Origin of the sequence: Pseudomonas xanthosomatis (assembly GCF_019139835.1) — a bacterium.
GTDB classification, from domain to species: domain Bacteria; phylum Pseudomonadota; class Gammaproteobacteria; order Pseudomonadales; family Pseudomonadaceae; genus Aquipseudomonas; species Aquipseudomonas fakonensis.
The window spans coordinates 2,580,710-2,596,292 of sequence record NZ_CP077075.1 but is presented as its reverse complement, the minus strand read 5'-3'; the positions used below and the strand labels follow the sequence as shown (position 1 = coordinate 2,596,292).

The window sequence follows — 15,583 nt, the reverse complement described above, 5'->3', positions numbered from 1 at the left end:
GCCTAGGCTACAGGGTTGTCGTGCATCACCCGGCCCGCCTGCGCTGGCCGGTCGACGTAGAGGTAGTCCAGCGCACTGTTGCGCAAGCCCTTGAACGCATTCCAGTGCGCCGAGGTATGCACGTATTTGCCGCGCAGCAGCGCGTCTTCCCCTTCAGTGAACTGCAATGCCGGGCAGGCGCCCAGCGCGTAGTCATGCAGCTTGCGGCTCAACGGCTGCAGCTCCGCGGGCAGTTGGTGCGCCGGGTCATGCCCGAGCGCCGCAAGCGGTACCGCTGCGCGCACCGCCAATTCGCGCATGATGCTCAGGTAGACCCGGGACAAGTGCCCGTACACCTCACGTTCCCGGTACACCGCGGCGTAGACCTTTTTTTCGGCCACTTCCCAGCTCGCCCGGTTGCCTGCCAGTGACTCTTCCCAGGCCAGCACCCGAGGCCTGGGGTCGGCCAGGTGGGCGAAGGCCGAAGCCAGCAGGGCCTCAGCCTCGGCATAGGCCGCCGTGCGCTCGGCCGGCGTCGTTTGCGGTACGCGGTTGGAACAGGGTTTGCTCAGCAATACCTGCTCGCGCATCGACTCCAGGTAACCGCCGCCAATGTCGGAATGCACCCCTGGCACGACGATGTCGTTTTCGCTGCGCAGCAGCGGGAAGTTGCGCCGCAGCTCGTCACCGGCCACCAGTTGCACGTGCTGGCGCGCCTGGTGCTTGCCCAGGCCAAGGCGCAAGCCGTCGTACTGTGTATTGGCGGGGTCGAAGTTGCCGCGCAGGGGCGCGACGATCGCTGCCACCGTGTCGAACAGGCCGATGAAGTTGATCGACCGTTCGCCTTGCAGGGCCGCCGGCAACCCTGCCTCGCCTGCACCCAGGCGGTTGGCCATGTGCCGGGCGGCTGCGGCGCCGCGGCTGAAACCGAACAGGTCGAACGCCAGATGCCGCGCCCTGCCCTGCAACTGTGCGGCCAGCCGCTCGCCGAGGGTGGCCAATGCCTGTTCGACCCGAGCCATCACGCCCGATTCGCCACGGCCAGTGATCTGGGCGAACAGCGAGTCGGGTTGGCCCTCGTTGGTGCCGATGCCCTGTACGTAGAGTTTCAGATGGTGGCGCCCACCCACCTCGCCAGTGGGGTACAACTCATGCAGCAATGCGATGTTGCTGCGGGCATTGGCGTAACTGCCGTTGGCCGGGCTGCCGGGGGGTGTGGTGGCGTTGGCCTGGTTGTTGCCGGTGCCGTCGAAGAATACGCCGATGTGGATGGTGGTTTGCTGGTTCATTGCCATGCTCCTTCATGATTTGAAGGGGTCAGCAGGCGACAGGGGGTGGGGGTGGGGGAATCGGGGTAGGTGGATTCGGGTGGGGGAATTTTCGATATGGGGTTGGGGCGGGGTCGGGTTTTTATGGTGACTGTCTTTAGAGATGTATGCGCATTCATTGACGATGACGGCTTTTCGTCACCTTTGCGTGGTTACAGCGCCGTAAGGGCGCAAAGGTGAATAAGCGTCAATACAGCAAATGAATGCGCATAGAAATTTCAAAACCAAACCAAAAACGACCAGCAGGTACAAAGGCCACATCAGCGCCAGCCGCAGCCTTTAGCCCCCTACCCGTCCTTTTCGCGATATTTACCCAGCGCCATTGGTCGCCACCCCCCCGGATGGATTAAAGTATCAGCCCTCTGCCCGGCAACCGCCCCCGCGCGCCCAGGCCCATCCCCAGGAACCGTCGACGATGGAACATCGTGAAGCGCTGATTGCGCTGCGCACCTTTCTCTCCTCCCAGATTCTCGGCCAGGAAAAACTGGTCGAGCGCCTGCTGATCGTGCTGCTGGCCGACGGCCACATGCTGGTGGAGGGTGCGCCGGGCCTGGCCAAGACCAAGGCCATCAAAGAGCTGGCCGAAGGCATCGAGGCGCAGTTCCACCGCATCCAGTTCACCCCCGACCTGCTGCCGGCCGACATCACCGGCACCGAAATCTACCGCCCCGAAACCGGCAGCTTCGTGTTCCAGCAAGGGCCGATCTTCCACAACCTGGTGCTGGCCGACGAAATCAACCGTGCCCCGGCCAAGGTGCAATCGGCGCTGCTCGAAGCCATGGCCGAGCGCCAGGTCAGCGTCGGGCGCAGCACCTACGAGCTGTCGCCGCTGTTTCTGGTGATGGCCACGCAAAACCCCATCGAGCAGGAAGGCACCTACCCGCTGCCCGAAGCCCAGCTCGACCGTTTTCTGATGCACGTGAAAATCGGCTTCCCCGATGCTGCGGTCGAGCGGCGCATCCTGCTGCAGGCCCGCGGCGAGGCGCTGGGCGGCGAAGTCAAGCCCGAGCGGCGGGTCAGCCAGCAGGCGATCTTCGCCGCGCGCAAGGAAATCCTCGGCCTGTACATGGCCGATGCGGTAGAGGAATACCTGGTGCAACTGGTAATGGCCACCCGCACCCCAGCCAAGTTCGACAGCGAACTGGCCGACTGGATCGCCTACGGCGCAAGCCCGCGCGGCTCGATCGCCCTCGACCGCTGCGCCCGCGCCCACGCCTGGCTGGCCGGGCGCGATTTCGTCAGCCCCGAGGATATCCAGGCGGTGCTGTTCGACGTGCTGCGCCACCGTGTCATCCTCTCGTTCGAGGCCGAGGCCGCCGGGGTCGACCAGGACCGCGTGGTGCAGCGCATCCTCGACGTGGTCGCCGTGGCCTGACGCCATGCCCACCTCGCAGCTGGCCGAGCCCGGCATCCGCATCGGCCTGTCCGAACTGATCGACATGCGCCACCGCGTGCGCGAAATCCAGCTGTTCTCGCGGCCCGGCCAGCGCAGCCCGCTGGTGGGCCTGCACCACTCCAAGCTGCGCGGGCGCGGCGTCGACTTCGACCAGGTGCGCGTTTACCAGGCCGGTGACGACGTGCGCAATATCGACTGGCGCGTCACCGCGCGCACCCAGGAGCCCCACACCAAGCTGTTCCACGAAGAACGCGAACGGCCGATCTTCATCATGGTCGAGCAGAGCCAGCGATTGTTCTTCGGCTCGGGGCTGATGTTCAAGTCGGTGCTGGCGGCCCAGGCCGCTGCGCTGTTCGGCTGGGCGGCGCTGGGCCACAACGACCGCATCGGCGGGCTGGTGTTCGGCGACAACGAAAACCACGAAATCAAGCCCCGGCGCAGCAAGCAGAGCCTGCTGCAACTGCTCAACCGCCTGGCGCGGATAAACCAGGCCCTGCACACCGAGGCCACGCCGCAACCCGACAGCCTGGGCCTTGCCCTGCGCCGGGCGCGCGAGGTACTGCGCCCCGGCAGCCTGGCCATCGTCATTTGCGACGAACGCGCGCTCAGCGCCAGCGTCGAGCAGCACCTGGCCATGCTTTCGCGCCACTGCGACGTGCTGCTGCTGCCAGTCAGCGACCCCCTCGACCACGCCCTGCCCGCCGCCGGCCTGCTGCGCTTCGCCCAGCGCGGCGCGCAGCTGGAGCTCGACACCCTCGACGCCAGCCTGCGCCAGGCCTACCGCGAACAGGCCGAAGCGCGTATCGAGCGTTGGGAGCTGCTGGCGCAGAAACTGCGCGTGGTGCTGATGCCGCTGAGCACCCAAAGCGAGATGATCGAGCAACTGCGCGAATACCTGAACGCCCAGCGGCCACGGAGCGGCCAATGAACCCGCTCGACCAGCTGCAGCCGCTGATCGCCCCGCCGGCCATCGGCCTGTGGCCGCCGGCCCCGGGCTGGTGGCTAGTGCTCGCCCTGCTGCCGCTGCTCGGCTACACCGGCTGGCGCCTGCGCAAATGGCGCCCGGGCAAGCGCAAGGTGGTGCGCGCAGAACTTCCGCTGGACCCGGTGCGCATAGAAGCCCTGGCCGAACTCGCCCGCCTGCCGCGCCCCTACGACGGCGCCCCGGCCGGGGCCTGGCTGCAGCAAATCAATGCGCTGCTCAAACGCCTGTGCCGCAACCACTACCCCGGGGCCAACAGCCATACCCTAAACGGCCGCCAGTGGCTGGCGTTTCTTGACAACCGCTGCCCGGCCGCAGGCCTGACCCGCTGGATGGTACTGGTCGAAGGCGCCTACAAGCCCGAGTGCAAACTCGACGACAAGGCCATCGTCGGGCTCGCCCAGGCGGTGGAAACCTGGATTCGCAAACATGTTTGAACTGGCCTGGCCCTGGTTGTTCGCCCTGGCGCCGCTGCCCTGGCTGGCGCGCCTGCTGCTGCCGGCTGCCGACAGCGGCGAGCCGGTGCTCAAGGTGGGCTTTCTTGACGAGCTCGAAGGCCTGGCCGGGCGCCGCGCACGGCTGAACCTGCCAACCTGGCGCCAGCAGGCGCCGTTCGTGCTGATCTGGCTGCTGCTGTTGCTGGCTGCGGCCCGCCCGCAGTGGCTGGGCGACCCGGTGCCGGTGTCAGCCAGCGGGCGCGACCTGCTGGTGGCGGTGGATGTGTCCGGCTCCATGGACTTCCCCGACATGCAGTGGCAAAACGACGAAATCAGCCGCCTCGACCTGGTCAAGGCGCTGATGGGCGACTTTCTACAGGACCGCCAGGGCGACCGCGTCGGCCTGATACTGTTCGGCAGCCAGGCTTACCTGCAAGCGCCGCTGACCTTCGACCGGCGCACCGTGCGCACTTTCCTCGACGAGGCGCAGATCGGCATCGCCGGCAAGAACACCGCCATCGGCGACGCCATTGGCCTGGCCGTCAAACGCCTGCGCCAGCGCCCGGCACAAAGCCGGGTGCTGATCCTGATCACCGACGGCGCCAACAACGGCGGCCAGATCCACCCGCTGACCGCTGCCCGCCTGGCCGCGCAGGAAGGCGTGCGCATCTATGCCATCGGCATCGGCGCCAACCCCGAGGCCAGCGGCACCCCGGGCCTGCTCGGGCTGAACCCGAGCCTTGACCTGGACGAAGCCTCGCTCAAGGAGATCGCCGACATCACCCACGGCGCCTACTTCCGCGCCCATGACGGCGCCGAGCTCAACGCCATCGGCGACACCCTTGACCAGCTGGAACCGGTGGCCCAGCAACCCACCCAGGCGCGCACCGCCAAAGAGCTGTATGCCTGGCCGCTGGCACTGGCGCTGCTGCTCAGCGTCCTGCTGGTGGTGGCCGTGCAATGGCCGGACAACCTGCTGCAACGCCTGCTGCGCAAGCCGCGCTTCCTGCAGCCCCACCCGGAATGGCGCCAGCGCCTCAAGCGCCTGCGCCTGAGGAGGCGGCGATGATCGACCTCTGGCCGCAATGGCTGCGCCCGCTCTGGCTGCTGGTGATACCGCTGCTCGGCTGGCTGCTGTTCAAGCTCTGGCACCGGCGCAAGCGCGCCGGGCGCTGGCAGCTGATTCTGCCGCAACCCTTCCATGCCGTGCTGCTGGGTGGCGGCAGCGGCAGCACCAGCAAGCTGCCCTGGGTGGCCCTGGGCCTGGCCTGGCTGCTGGTGGTGCTGGCCCTGCTCGGCCCCAGCTGGCAGCGCCTGGAAGAAACCCGCCAGCGCCCCGCCGACCCGCTGGTGATCCTGCTCGAGCTGACCCCGCAGATGCTCGCCGAAGACAGCGCCCCCAACCGCCTGGAGCAGGCCCGGCGCAAGGTCCTCGACCTGCTCGAACACCGCAGCGACAGCCAGACCGCGCTGATCGTCTATGCCGGTAGCGCCCACACTCTGGTGCCGCTGTCGGACGATTTGAGCACCACCCGCAACCTGCTGGAGGCCGTCGACCCGTCGATCATGCCGCAGCCCGGCCAGCGCGCCGACTTTGCCGTGCAAAAAGGCCTGGCGCTGCTGGCCCAGAGCGGCCTGGGCCAGGGCCGGCTGCTGTTGATCGGCTCGTCGCTGAGCGAGCAGGAGCGCGACGGCATCGTCAAGGCACTCGGCCGCCAGGGCCCGAGCCTGTTGATGCTGGGCATCGGCAGCGCCGAAGGCGCACCGGTCCGCCAGGCCAGCGGCGAGTACCTCAAGGACGAGCACGGCGCCATCCTTGTGCCGCGCCTGGACAGCGCCGCGCTCAAAGCCTTCGTCAGCGGCACCGGCGGACGTTACCGCCACGCCCGCATCGACGACCTCGACCTGCGCGGCCTGGGGCTGTTCGACAACCCGCGCCTGCTGCGCGACGACGGCCAGACCGTGCAACTGGACAGCTGGGCCGACCAGGGCTACTGGCTGCTGCTGCCGTTACTGCTGCTGGCCGCCTGTGCCGGGCGGCGCGGCTGGCTGTTCTGCCTGCCGCTGCTGCTGGTATTGCCGCAACAAAGCTACGCTTTCGGCTTCAACGACCTGTGGCTGCGCCCCGACCAGCAAGGCCAGCAGCTGTTGCAGCACCAGCAACCGGCCGCAGCCGCGCGGCACTTCGAAGACCCGCAGTGGCGCGGCATGGCGCTGTACCAGGCCGGTGACTTCGAGGGTGCCGCAGCCGCCTTTGCCCAGGGCAACGACGCCACCGCCCACTACAATCGAGGCAACGCCCTGGCCCGCGCCGGTGAGCTGGAAGCGGCGCTGGACGCTTACGAGCAGGCCCTGGAGCGCCAGCCCGACCTGAAGGCCGCGCTGGACAACCAGGCCTTGGTGCAGCAATTGTTGCAACAGCGCGAAGCCAAGGCCGAACAGCAGCCAGGCAACGACGATGCCCAGGGCAGCCCCGGCAAGCAGACCGAAGGCAACAGCAGCTCGGCCAGCAGCCAGGCCGAGGGCACCCCGGGCAACGCTGACCAGGCGCAAGCCCAGGCCTCAGCCGAAGCCTCCAGCAACACCCAGGCACCACCGGGCACTGCCGGTGGCGACGACGATACAGTCACCCAGCCGCCGCAGCGGCCGGTATCCACCAGCCTCGACGCCGAACAGCGCCAGGCCCTGGAGCAATGGTTGCGGGAAATCCCCGACAACCCCGCCGAGTTGCTGCGCCGCAAATTCTGGTATGAACAGCAATTGCATCAGGAAACCTCACGATGAGTCGCTTCGGCGTCTTTGTACTTGGCCTGCTGTGCAGCCTTGCGGCCCTGGCCGAGCCGACCCTGCAAGCCAGCGTCGACCGCAGCCGCCTGGAAGCAGGTGAAACCCTCGAGCTGACCCTCGAAAGCCAGGACGTGACCCAGTTCGGCAAGCCCGACCTGAGCACGCTGGAGGGCGACTTCGAGGTGCGCGGCACACGCCAGCTCAACAGCCTGCACAGCCTCGACGGCGAAACCCGCGCCAGCACCCGCTGGATCATCACCCTGCTGCCGCGGCGCAGCGGCAGCCTGCGCATTCCCGAGCTGCAACTGGGCAGCGCGCGCAGCCAGGCCATCGACCTGCAAGTGCAGCAGGCCGACAGCCAGCGCCCGGACATCGCCTCCCAGGTGTTCGTCGAAGCCACCCTCGACAGCCCCGAGGTGTACGTGCAGGCCCAGGCCGTACTGACCCTGCGCATCTACCATTCGGTGGCGCTGTACGACGACAGCAACCTCAGCCCGCTGCAGCTGGAAAACGCCAAGGTCGACCCGCTGGGCGAGTCGCGCACCTATGAAAAGGACATCAACGGCGTGCGCCACGGGGTCATCGAAACCCGCTACGCGCTCTACCCGCAACAAAGCGGCCAGTTGCAAATCCCGCCGCTGAACTTTACCGCCACCGCCGCCGACAACGGCGAACAACCCGCCGGCACCCCGCGGGTCGGGCGCCAGGTTCAGGTCAGTTCGCTGCCACTGCAACTGACAGTCAAGCCCATCCCGGCCAGCTACCCCAAGGGCCGCCCCTGGCTGCCGGCCCGCAGCCTCAGCCTTGAAGAACACTGGAACCCCGACCCGGCCAGCCAGCCCACGCAGATTGGCGACTCGCTGACCCGCAACGTGACCCTGCGCGCCGAAGGCCTGTCGAGCACCCAGTTGCCGCCGCTGCCGGCCACCGAGGCCACGGGCCTGCGCCGCTACCCCGACCAGCCGTTGCTGCGCAACGAGATCACCGAGCGCGGCATGCTCGCCAACCGCGAAGAGCGCGAGGCCCTGGTGCCCACCCACAGCGGCGAGCTGGCATTGCCTGCGCTGGAAGTCACCTGGTGGAACACCCTCGAAGACCACCTTGAGCAAAGCAGCCTGCCGGCCCGCACCCTGAACGTGCAGGACAACCCGGCCCTGAGCGCCGACACCCCGGTGGGCGACAGCAACGCCGGGCAACGCCCGCTGTGGCCCTGGCAACTGGCGACACTGGTGTTCGCCCTGACCACCTTGCTCGGTTTTGCCCTGTGGTGGCGCGCCCGCTCGCAACCGGCGGTGCTGCGCGCCGCGCAAAGCGGCCCGAGCCCGCGCACGCTGCTGGACGACCTCAAGCGCGCCTGCCAGGCCAACGACCCCCAGGCCACCCGCCAGGCGCTGGACGCCTGGGCCCGCCAGCAGCCGGAAACCCTGGCCGAAATGGCCGCGCGCTTCGTGCCGCTGTCGGATGCGCTGGATGGGTTGAACGGGGCGTTGTACAGCGAAAGTGGCCAATACTGGCACGGGGATGAGCTGTGGCGGGCGATCGGGGCGATCCCGCCGGCCGAACAGTTGCTGGCCCCTGGCGGTGAGTCGGGCAACTTGCCGCCGCTGTATCCCAAATAACCCGGCAACCGCTACGCTGGCGCCTATGGAATAAATCACAACTCGTTGATTTAACGAAGATTCTGTGGGCGCGACTTTAGCCGCGAACACCGGCGAAGCCGGTGCTATCCAGCGCGGCGCGCGATCCTGTAAGAGCCGGCTTGCCGGCGATGAGGCCGGGCCTGCAAACATGGGCCCGGCCTGTGCATCCGGGCTGACGGCCCTATCGCCGGCAAGCCGGCTCCTACAAGTGCAGGGGTGCTTACTTCTCGAACGGGTTCCAGCTTTGCTGGCCCTTCACTTCCTTGAGGTAGTAGGCGTAGTTGGCAGTCATGCCCCACAGCATGGCCAGGCCAACATTCAGACCCGTGTTGATCGCCTGCGGCAGCTCATGCCCGGTGACGCCCACGTAGATACCGTCCGCCGCACCCACCAGCACGCAGATACCCAGCAGCGACAGATTTTTCTTCCACAGGCCCAGCACGAACAGGTAGATCGGGCCGAAGAAGAAGGCGATGAAGTTCAGGTTGATCAGGATGCGCTTGCCGGCCGGCAGGGCCTTGAACGCAGTTTTAAACGTCGAGCTGAAGGGGTCGCCGTTCTGCGCGAAGAACGCGAAGCGCTCCTGCCACTTGGGCTTGTAGCTGTTCAGGTCGACATTGCTCATTGGAGTACTTTCCATTTTTCGTTCCTTCAAAGGATCAGGGGCATCGCACGCCGCGCATCCCTGGCGCCACGGGCTAAAAGGGGCAGGCCGCTCTTTGTTTCACCCACGCGCAAGCCTCGGGCCATGGCATCCGCAATGGCGCAGGCAACGTAAAGGGGCGGGAAGATCGGGCAAGAGGGCACTTAGACAAACATCCATGTTTCAAAATATTTAATCACCTTGAAGGTTTACCAACAAGCAAACCCTCGCACTGCCCATGCAACTCACCGACTTGGGTTACCATACGCGCCCTTGCAAGCCCCCATTCAAGCCACGCCCGACTCGATATCAACAGGTCACCCATGCGTCTGTTTCACACCTCCGACTGGCACCTGGGCCAGAGCCTGCACGGCCAGGAACGCGACTTCGAACATGCCTGCTTCTTCGACTGGCTGCTGGGCCAGTTGCGCCTGCGCCAGCCCGATGCGCTGCTGATTGCCGGCGACATCTTCGACACCGTCAACCCGCCGGTCAAAGCCCAGGAGCGCCTGTACGACTTCATCGTCCAGGCCCACGAGCAACAGCCCAAGCTGGATATCGTGATGATCGCCGGCAACCACGACTCCGGCTCGCGCATCGAGCTGCCGGCGCCGCTGATGCGCCGCCTGCGCACCCACGCCCTGGGCCGGGTGCACTGGCTCGACGAAGGCCAGCTGGATGCCGAGCGTTTGCTGATACCGCTGACCAACGCCCGCGGCAAGGTCGAGGCCTGGTGCCTGGCCCTGCCCTTCCTGCGCCCGGCAGAGGTGACCGGCCCGGCGCTGGGGGATGACTACCTGCAGGGCATCACCCAGGTGCACCAGCAACTGATCGAGGCGGCGCTGAAAAAGCGCAAGAAGGACCAGGCGCTGGTGGCCATCAGCCACGCGCACATGGCCGGCGGCAGCATCAGCGAAGACTCCGAGCGCAGCCTGATCATCGGCAACGCCGAGGCGCTGCCGGCGCGGCTGTTCGACAAGGCCATCGGCTATGTCGCCCTGGGCCACCTGCACAAGCCGCAGAAGGTCAACCGCGAGGAGCGCATTCGCTACAGCGGCGCGCCAATCCCGTTGTCGTTCGCCGAAATCAACTACCCGCACCAGGTGCTGGAGGTGGAGCTGGAGGGCAGCCAATTGGTCAGCGTCGAGCCACGCCTGGTGCCGCGCGCGGTGGCGCTGCGCCGGGTCGGGCCGGCGCCGCTGGCCGAGCTGCTTGAACAGCTTGCCGACCTGCCGGTGATCGACCTGCTCGAAGACCCCAACCGCCAGCCCTGGCTGGAGGTGCGCGTGCTGCTGGATGAACCCCAGCCAGACCTGCGCCAGCAGATCGAAACCGCCCTGCAGGGCAAGGCCGTGCGCCTGGTGCGCATCAGCGCCGAATACGCCGGCAGCCGCCGTGAGGAGGACGAAGAACAGGCCTTCGTCGAACTCGCCCAGATGACCCCGCAGGACCTGTTCGGCCGCGCCTGGCAACAGGCCTACGGCAGCGCCGTCGACGAACAGGCCCTGGCCGATTTCGCCGAGCTGCTGCAGGACGTGCTGCACGAAGAGGAACAGCCATGAAAATTCTCGCCATCCGCCTGAAGAACCTGGCATCCCTGGCCGGCCCCATCGATATCGACTTCACCGCAGAGCCCCTGGCCAGCGCCGGCCTGTTCGCCATCACCGGGCCTACAGGCGCTGGCAAGAGCACTCTGCTCGACGCCCTGTGCCTGGCGCTGTTCGGCAACGTACCGCGGCTCAACGACATCGCCCGGGAAGCCAAGGTGCCCGACGCCGATGGTGAAATCCCCACTTCCGACCCGCGCAACCTGCTGCGCCGGGGCACCGGCAGCGGTTTTGCCGAAGTGGACTTCGTCGGCATCGACGGGCGCCGCTACCGCGCCCGCTGGGAGGCAAACCGCGCCCGCGAAAAAGCCAACGGCAAGCTGCAGCACAGCCGCCAGAGCTTCTACGACCTGGACGCCGAGCAACTGCTGGCCAGCGGCAAGAACGACTACAAGCAACTGGTCGAGGCGCGCCTGGGGCTGAACTTCGAACAGTTCACCCGCGCGGTGATGCTGGCCCAGAGCGAGTTCGGCGCCTTCCTCAAGGCCGACGACAAAGAGCGCAGCGAGCTTTTGGAAAAGCTCACCAACACCGCCATTTACACCCGCCTCGGCCAGCGCGCCTTCAGCAAGGCCCGGGAAACCGGCGAGGCGCACAACGACCTGAAGAAACAGGCCGAGCACCTGCTGCCCCTGGCCGAAGAAGCCCGCGCCGAACTGGACCAGCAACTGGAGCAGGCGCAGCAGCAGTTCAAGGCCGACCAGGCGCACCAGCGCCAGCTGGAGCAGCAGCGCGCCTGGTTGAACGAGCAACGCCAGTTGCAGGCCCAGCACGGCGAAGCCAGCCAGACTCTGCAAGCGGCCGAGCAGCAGTGGCAGCAACTGGGTGAGCAGCGTGTCGACCTGCAACGCCTGGAGCGCCTGGCGCCGCAGCGCCACCAGTTCCATCGCCAGCAGCAACTGGCTGCGCAACTGGCGCCGCTGCTCGATGAGATCACCCAGCAGCAAACTCAGCAGGACGCCCTGAAAACCAGCACCGCCGAACAGGAGCAGGCGCTGGGCGCTGCACGTGGGCTGTTGGCCGAAAGCCAACGCCTGCACGGCGAAAACGCCCCGCACCTGCGCCAGGCGTTCGCCGCCCAGGGCGACCTGGCGCGCCTGGATAACGAGCAGACAGAACTGCGCGAAGCCTGCCAGCAGGCCGAACAGCAGGTCAGCGAGGGCCAGCAGCAGTTGCAACAGCTGCAAGACAACCAGCAACGCAGCCTGCAACAGCTGGCCCAGATCGACAGCGCCCTGGCCGAAAGCAGCCACCTGGCCAGCCTGGCCGATGCCTGGCAGGCCTACCTGCCGCAGCTCAAGCAAGTGATGCTGATTGGCGGGCGCCTGGCCAAGGGCCGCGAAGAGCTGCCCGGGCTGCAAGCCCAGGCCAGCCAGGCCACTGCCCAGTTGCAAGGGCAACGCGACAGCTTCGAGTTGCTGTTCCGCGAAGCCGGCGCCGAACCCGGCGCCTTGGCCGAGCAGATCGACCTGCTGGGCGGCATGCTGCAGGACAACCGCAAGCAGCAGCGCGCAGTCGAAGAGCTGGCACGCCTGCACGGCCGCGAACTGGAACTGCGCCAAGGCCTCGACAGCCTGCGCGAGCGCCAGCAGCAGGCCATGCAGCAGCGCCAGCAACTGATCACCGAAGGTACTGCGGCCAAGGCCGAACTGGAAGCCGCAGAGCAGGCCCTGACCCTCACCCGCCAGTTGCTCGAGCGCCAGCGCCTGGCGCGCAACACCAGCGTCGAGGAACTGCGCGCACAACTGCGCGATGGCGAACCCTGCCCGGTATGCGGCAGCGCCGAGCACCCGTTCCACCAGCCCGAAGCGCTGCTGCACAGCCTCGGCCGGCATGACCAGGCCGAAGAAGACGCCGCGCAAAAGCAGGTGGAGCAGCTCAACACCACACTGGTGGAGCTGCGCACCCAGCTGGGCGTGGTCAATGCCCAGCTCAAGGACTACCAGCAGCAACAGGCTCAGCTTGGCGAGCAGTTGCAGACGCAGACCGCGCAGGTGCAGGCCCACGCCCTGTGGCCAGCCCTCGCCCCGCAGGATGACCAGGCCCGCAGCCGTTGGCTCGACGGCCAGCTACGGCGCCTGGGCGAAGAGATCGAGCGCGACGAGAAGCGCCAGGCCGCCCTGCTCGGCCTGCAAAGGGACGCCGCACGCCTGACCCAGCAGTTGCAGGCTGCCAGCGACGCCCAGCAGCAGGCCCAGCGCCACCTCGACCAGCAGCATCAGGCACTGGCGGCTGACCAGCAGCAACTGGAGCAAGGCCTGAACGACCTGGCCAGCGTGCTGCCCGGGGAGATCCTTGAGGCCCTGCGCGACGACCCGGCCAACGCCTTCCTCGGCCTGGACCAGCAGATCGCCCAGCGCCGCCAGCAGCTCGACCAGCGCCAGGATGAGCAGCAAGAACAGCAAGCCCGCCAGGTGCAGCTGGACAAACTGCACGACCAGCAGCAGGCGCGCCAGCAAGCCTTGCAGCAGCTGCAGCACAAGCTCGCCACGCTGGACGCACAGCGCCAGCAGGTGGCTGCGACCCTCGCCGAGCTGCTGGGCGAGCAGGCCAGCGCCGAGGCCTGGCAACAGCATATGGACACCCAGCTGGAACAGGCCCGCCAGCACGAAGCCGACACTGCGCAGCAGTTGCAGGCGCTGCACACCCAGGGCGTGCAACTGGCCGGCGAGCTGAAAGCCAACCACCAGCGCCAGCAGGCACTGGAGCAGGAACACCAACAACTGCAAGGCACTATCGCCCAGTGGCGCGCGGAGCACCCCGAGCTGGATGACAGCGGCCTCGATCGCCTGCTGGCCATCGACGACGCCCAGGTAGCCGAGCTGCGCCAGCAATTGCAGCACGCTGAAAAAGCCGTCGAGCAAGGCCGGGTACTGCTGCAGGAGCGTGAACAGCGCCTGCAACAGCACAGCGCCCAGGCCCATGGCGAGCTGCCCGCCGAAGAGCTGGAGCAAAACCTCGAAACCCTGGCGCAACAACTGGCCGCCCAGGAGCACCAGTGCGCCGAGCTGCGCGCCCGCCAGGCCGAAGACCAGCGCCGCCAGCAAGCCAGCCAGGCCCTGGCCGAGCAGATCGACCAGGCCTACCGCCAGTGGCAGCGCTGGGCGCGGTTGAACGCATTGATCGGCTCGGCCTCAGGCGATGTGTTCCGCAAGATCGCCCAGGGCTACAACCTCGACCTGCTGCTGCACCACGCCAACAGCCAGCTGCGCCAACTGGCCAGGCGCTACCGCCTCAAGCGCGGCGGCAGTGCCCTCGGCCTGCTGGTGCTGGATACCGAGATGGGCGATGAAATGCGCTCGGTGCACTCGCTGTCCGGCGGCGAGACCTTCCTGGTGTCGCTGGCCCTGGCCCTGGGCCTGGCGTCGATGGCCTCCAGCACCTTGCGCATCGAGTCGCTGTTCATCGACGAGGGCTTTGGCAGCCTCGACCCCGAGTCGCTGCAACTGGCCATGGACGCCCTCGACGGCCTGCAGGCCCAGGGCCGCAAGGTGGCGGTGATCTCCCACGTGCAGGAGATGCACGAGCGTATCCCGGTACAGATCCAGGTGCGCCGCAAGGGCAATGGCCTGAGCGACGTTGAGGTGTGCGGGTGATTCTCTACTCGTTCCGCCGCTGCCCCTGGGCCATGCGTGCACGCCTGGCGCTGCGCTACGCCGGCTGCGCGGTGCAGGTGGTGGAAGTGCAGATGAAACAAAAGCCCGCCGAGCTGCTGGCACTGTCGCCCAAGGGCACGGTGCCGGTGCTCGACACCGGTGACGGGGTGCTGGAAGAAAGCCTGGACATCATGCGCTGGGCCCTGGCCCGGCACGACCCGCAGGACTGGCGCCTGCTGGCCGACCCGGCTGCGGCCGAGCAGGCCGAGGCGCTGATTGCGCACAACGACAGCGCCTTCAAAGCGCAGGTGAACCTGTACAAGTACGCCGAGCGCTACCCCGAGCATTCGCGGGAGCATTACCGCAGCCAGGCCGAAGCCTGGCTGGCGCAACTGGAGCACCTGCTCGAAGGCAGGCGCTACCTGCTGGCCGACCACCCGAGCCTGGCCGATGCCGCCTTGCTGCCCTTGATGCGCCAGTTTGCCGGGGTCGAACCTCAATGGTTCGCCGAGGCGGCTTATCCGCGGTTGCGGAGCTGGCTGGAAGGCTGGCTGGCATCGGCCTTGTTCAAGGAAGTGATGGCCAAGTAGTCGCCCCGCAGAAGCCGGCTTGCCGGCTCCTACGGGTAACAGGTATTGATCAGATCGCCAGAATCGGCGCGGACATCAGCAACAGCACTACCGCCGTGATACGCCACATCATGCTCTGCCCCTTCGGAGAGTCAAAAATACAGCGTCAAATTAAAACATATGGCGTTGTGCTATTACCAACTCCTTTACCCTTTCAGTGCGAGTGCTTGCTCAATGCTGCGTGAAAGTGCGCGCTCTGTTGCAGGTATTTTTCGGTGTAGCTGTGGGTGGTGGGTAGCTTGCCGGCCTGGTCGGCCTGCGCATGGGCCGGCAGTACGACGGAGGCGGAAATGGCGGAAGCGGCGATGACCGGGAACAGGTTGAAATTCATGATGGCGGACCTCGGTTTCGGTGGTTGACGTTGGCCCGTCTGGGCCTTGGGTCAAAACTTACGCCGATGCGGCCGCTGGCTGAAATTCATTGCAGCAGTAGCGGATATCACCCAGATCGATAATTCCTGTGGTAGCAACTGTCTTGTGCTGCCTGTACTGGCCTCATCGCCGGCAAGGCCGCTTCCCACAGGAGCACGATGCATCTGCGAGACCTGTTCTCTGCGCGA

Annotated in this window: 12 protein-coding genes; 9 read left to right on the top strand and 3 right to left on the bottom strand. The window is 66.9% G+C overall.

Annotation, left to right across the window (positions count from 1 at the left end):
• Positions 1–2: 2 nt before the first annotated feature.
• The gene (locus KSS93_RS11565) at positions 3–1,268 is read right to left on the bottom strand and encodes a T6SS phospholipase effector Tle1-like catalytic domain-containing protein (protein ID WP_217888374.1); all 1,266 of its coding nucleotides are present in this window, start codon (positions 1,266–1,268) and stop codon (positions 3–5) included.
• Between the two features lie 454 nt (positions 1,269–1,722).
• Between KSS93_RS11565 and KSS93_RS11560 the strand changes: the two genes are divergently transcribed.
• Genes KSS93_RS11560 through KSS93_RS11535 form a run of 6 tightly spaced genes read left to right on the top strand, consistent with a single transcriptional unit; the run spans position 1,723 to position 8,528 of the window.
• On the top strand, positions 1,723–2,682 hold the full coding sequence (locus KSS93_RS11560; protein ID WP_134693940.1) for an AAA family ATPase: 960 nt from the start codon (positions 1,723–1,725) through the stop codon (positions 2,680–2,682).
• 4 nt (positions 2,683–2,686) lie between these two features.
• Positions 2,687–3,631, top strand: a complete 945-nt coding sequence (locus KSS93_RS11555; protein ID WP_217842501.1) for a DUF58 domain-containing protein — start codon at positions 2,687–2,689, stop codon at positions 3,629–3,631.
• Complete coding sequence (locus KSS93_RS11550; protein ID WP_217888373.1) at positions 3,628–4,122, top strand: DUF4381 domain-containing protein; 495 nt, start codon at positions 3,628–3,630, stop codon at positions 4,120–4,122. The genes KSS93_RS11555 and KSS93_RS11550 overlap by 4 nt, the downstream gene beginning before the upstream one ends.
• Positions 4,115–5,191 carry a vWA domain-containing protein gene (locus KSS93_RS11545; RefSeq protein WP_217842499.1) on the top strand — a complete coding sequence of 359 codons (1,077 nt, stop codon included), beginning with the start codon at positions 4,115–4,117 and terminating at the stop codon, positions 5,189–5,191. The genes KSS93_RS11550 and KSS93_RS11545 overlap by 8 nt, the downstream gene beginning before the upstream one ends.
• Positions 5,188–6,906 (top strand): vWA domain-containing protein, encoded by a 1,719-nt coding sequence (locus KSS93_RS11540; RefSeq protein ID WP_217888372.1) that lies wholly within the window; start codon positions 5,188–5,190, stop codon positions 6,904–6,906. The genes KSS93_RS11545 and KSS93_RS11540 overlap by 4 nt, the downstream gene beginning before the upstream one ends.
• On the top strand, positions 6,903–8,528 hold the full coding sequence (locus tag KSS93_RS11535; RefSeq protein WP_217888371.1) for a BatD family protein: 1,626 nt from the start codon (positions 6,903–6,905) through the stop codon (positions 8,526–8,528). The genes KSS93_RS11540 and KSS93_RS11535 overlap by 4 nt, the downstream gene beginning before the upstream one ends.
• Before the next feature lie 241 nt (positions 8,529–8,769).
• Here KSS93_RS11535 and KSS93_RS11530 read toward each other — a convergent pair whose 3' ends face one another.
• On the bottom strand, positions 8,770–9,189 hold the full coding sequence (locus KSS93_RS11530; protein ID WP_217888370.1) for a DUF2628 domain-containing protein: 420 nt from the start codon (positions 9,187–9,189) through the stop codon (positions 8,770–8,772).
• Positions 9,190–9,515: 326 nt separating this feature from the next.
• Between KSS93_RS11530 and KSS93_RS11525 the strand changes: the two genes are divergently transcribed.
• The 3 genes from KSS93_RS11525 to KSS93_RS11515 are packed head-to-tail and all read left to right on the top strand — an operon-like array spanning position 9,516 to position 14,985.
• A complete protein-coding gene (locus KSS93_RS11525) occupies positions 9,516–10,754 on the top strand; it encodes an exonuclease SbcCD subunit D C-terminal domain-containing protein (protein WP_217888369.1) in 1,239 nt (412 codons plus the stop codon).
• Entirely contained in the window at positions 10,751–14,395 is a 3,645-nt protein-coding gene (locus KSS93_RS11520) for an AAA family ATPase (protein ID WP_217888368.1), read from the top strand. The genes KSS93_RS11525 and KSS93_RS11520 overlap by 4 nt, the downstream gene beginning before the upstream one ends.
• Entirely contained in the window at positions 14,392–14,985 is a 594-nt protein-coding gene (locus KSS93_RS11515; protein ID WP_217888367.1) for a glutathione S-transferase, read from the top strand. The genes KSS93_RS11520 and KSS93_RS11515 overlap by 4 nt, the downstream gene beginning before the upstream one ends.
• 193 nt (positions 14,986–15,178) lie before the next feature.
• Here KSS93_RS11515 and KSS93_RS11510 read toward each other — a convergent pair whose 3' ends face one another.
• The gene (locus KSS93_RS11510) at positions 15,179–15,355 is read right to left on the bottom strand and encodes a hypothetical protein (protein WP_217842491.1); all 177 of its coding nucleotides are present in this window, start codon (positions 15,353–15,355) and stop codon (positions 15,179–15,181) included.
• Positions 15,356–15,583: the final 228 nt, after the last annotated feature.

What these genes read in the sequence shown, in the direction of transcription:
- KSS93_RS11545 (WP_217842499.1), top strand. Translation starts at nt 4,115, where the DNA reads ATGTTTGAACTGGCCTGGCCCTGGTTGTTCGCCCTGGCGCCGCTGCCC.
- KSS93_RS11565 (WP_217888374.1), bottom strand. Translation starts at nt 1,268, where the DNA reads ATGAACCAGCAAACCACCATCCACATCGGCGTATTCTTCGACGGCACC.
- KSS93_RS11550 (WP_217888373.1), top strand. Translation starts at nt 3,628, where the DNA reads ATGAACCCGCTCGACCAGCTGCAGCCGCTGATCGCCCCGCCGGCCATC.
- KSS93_RS11540 (WP_217888372.1), top strand. Translation starts at nt 5,188, where the DNA reads ATGATCGACCTCTGGCCGCAATGGCTGCGCCCGCTCTGGCTGCTGGTG.
- KSS93_RS11530 (WP_217888370.1), bottom strand. Translation starts at nt 9,189, where the DNA reads ATGGAAAGTACTCCAATGAGCAATGTCGACCTGAACAGCTACAAGCCC.
- KSS93_RS11535 (WP_217888371.1), top strand. Translation starts at nt 6,903, where the DNA reads ATGAGTCGCTTCGGCGTCTTTGTACTTGGCCTGCTGTGCAGCCTTGCG.
- KSS93_RS11525 (WP_217888369.1), top strand. Translation starts at nt 9,516, where the DNA reads ATGCGTCTGTTTCACACCTCCGACTGGCACCTGGGCCAGAGCCTGCAC.
- KSS93_RS11555 (WP_217842501.1), top strand. Translation starts at nt 2,687, where the DNA reads ATGCCCACCTCGCAGCTGGCCGAGCCCGGCATCCGCATCGGCCTGTCC.
- KSS93_RS11560 (WP_134693940.1), top strand. Translation starts at nt 1,723, where the DNA reads ATGGAACATCGTGAAGCGCTGATTGCGCTGCGCACCTTTCTCTCCTCC.
- KSS93_RS11510 (WP_217842491.1), bottom strand. Translation starts at nt 15,355, where the DNA reads ATGAATTTCAACCTGTTCCCGGTCATCGCCGCTTCCGCCATTTCCGCC.
- KSS93_RS11520 (WP_217888368.1), top strand. Translation starts at nt 10,751, where the DNA reads ATGAAAATTCTCGCCATCCGCCTGAAGAACCTGGCATCCCTGGCCGGC.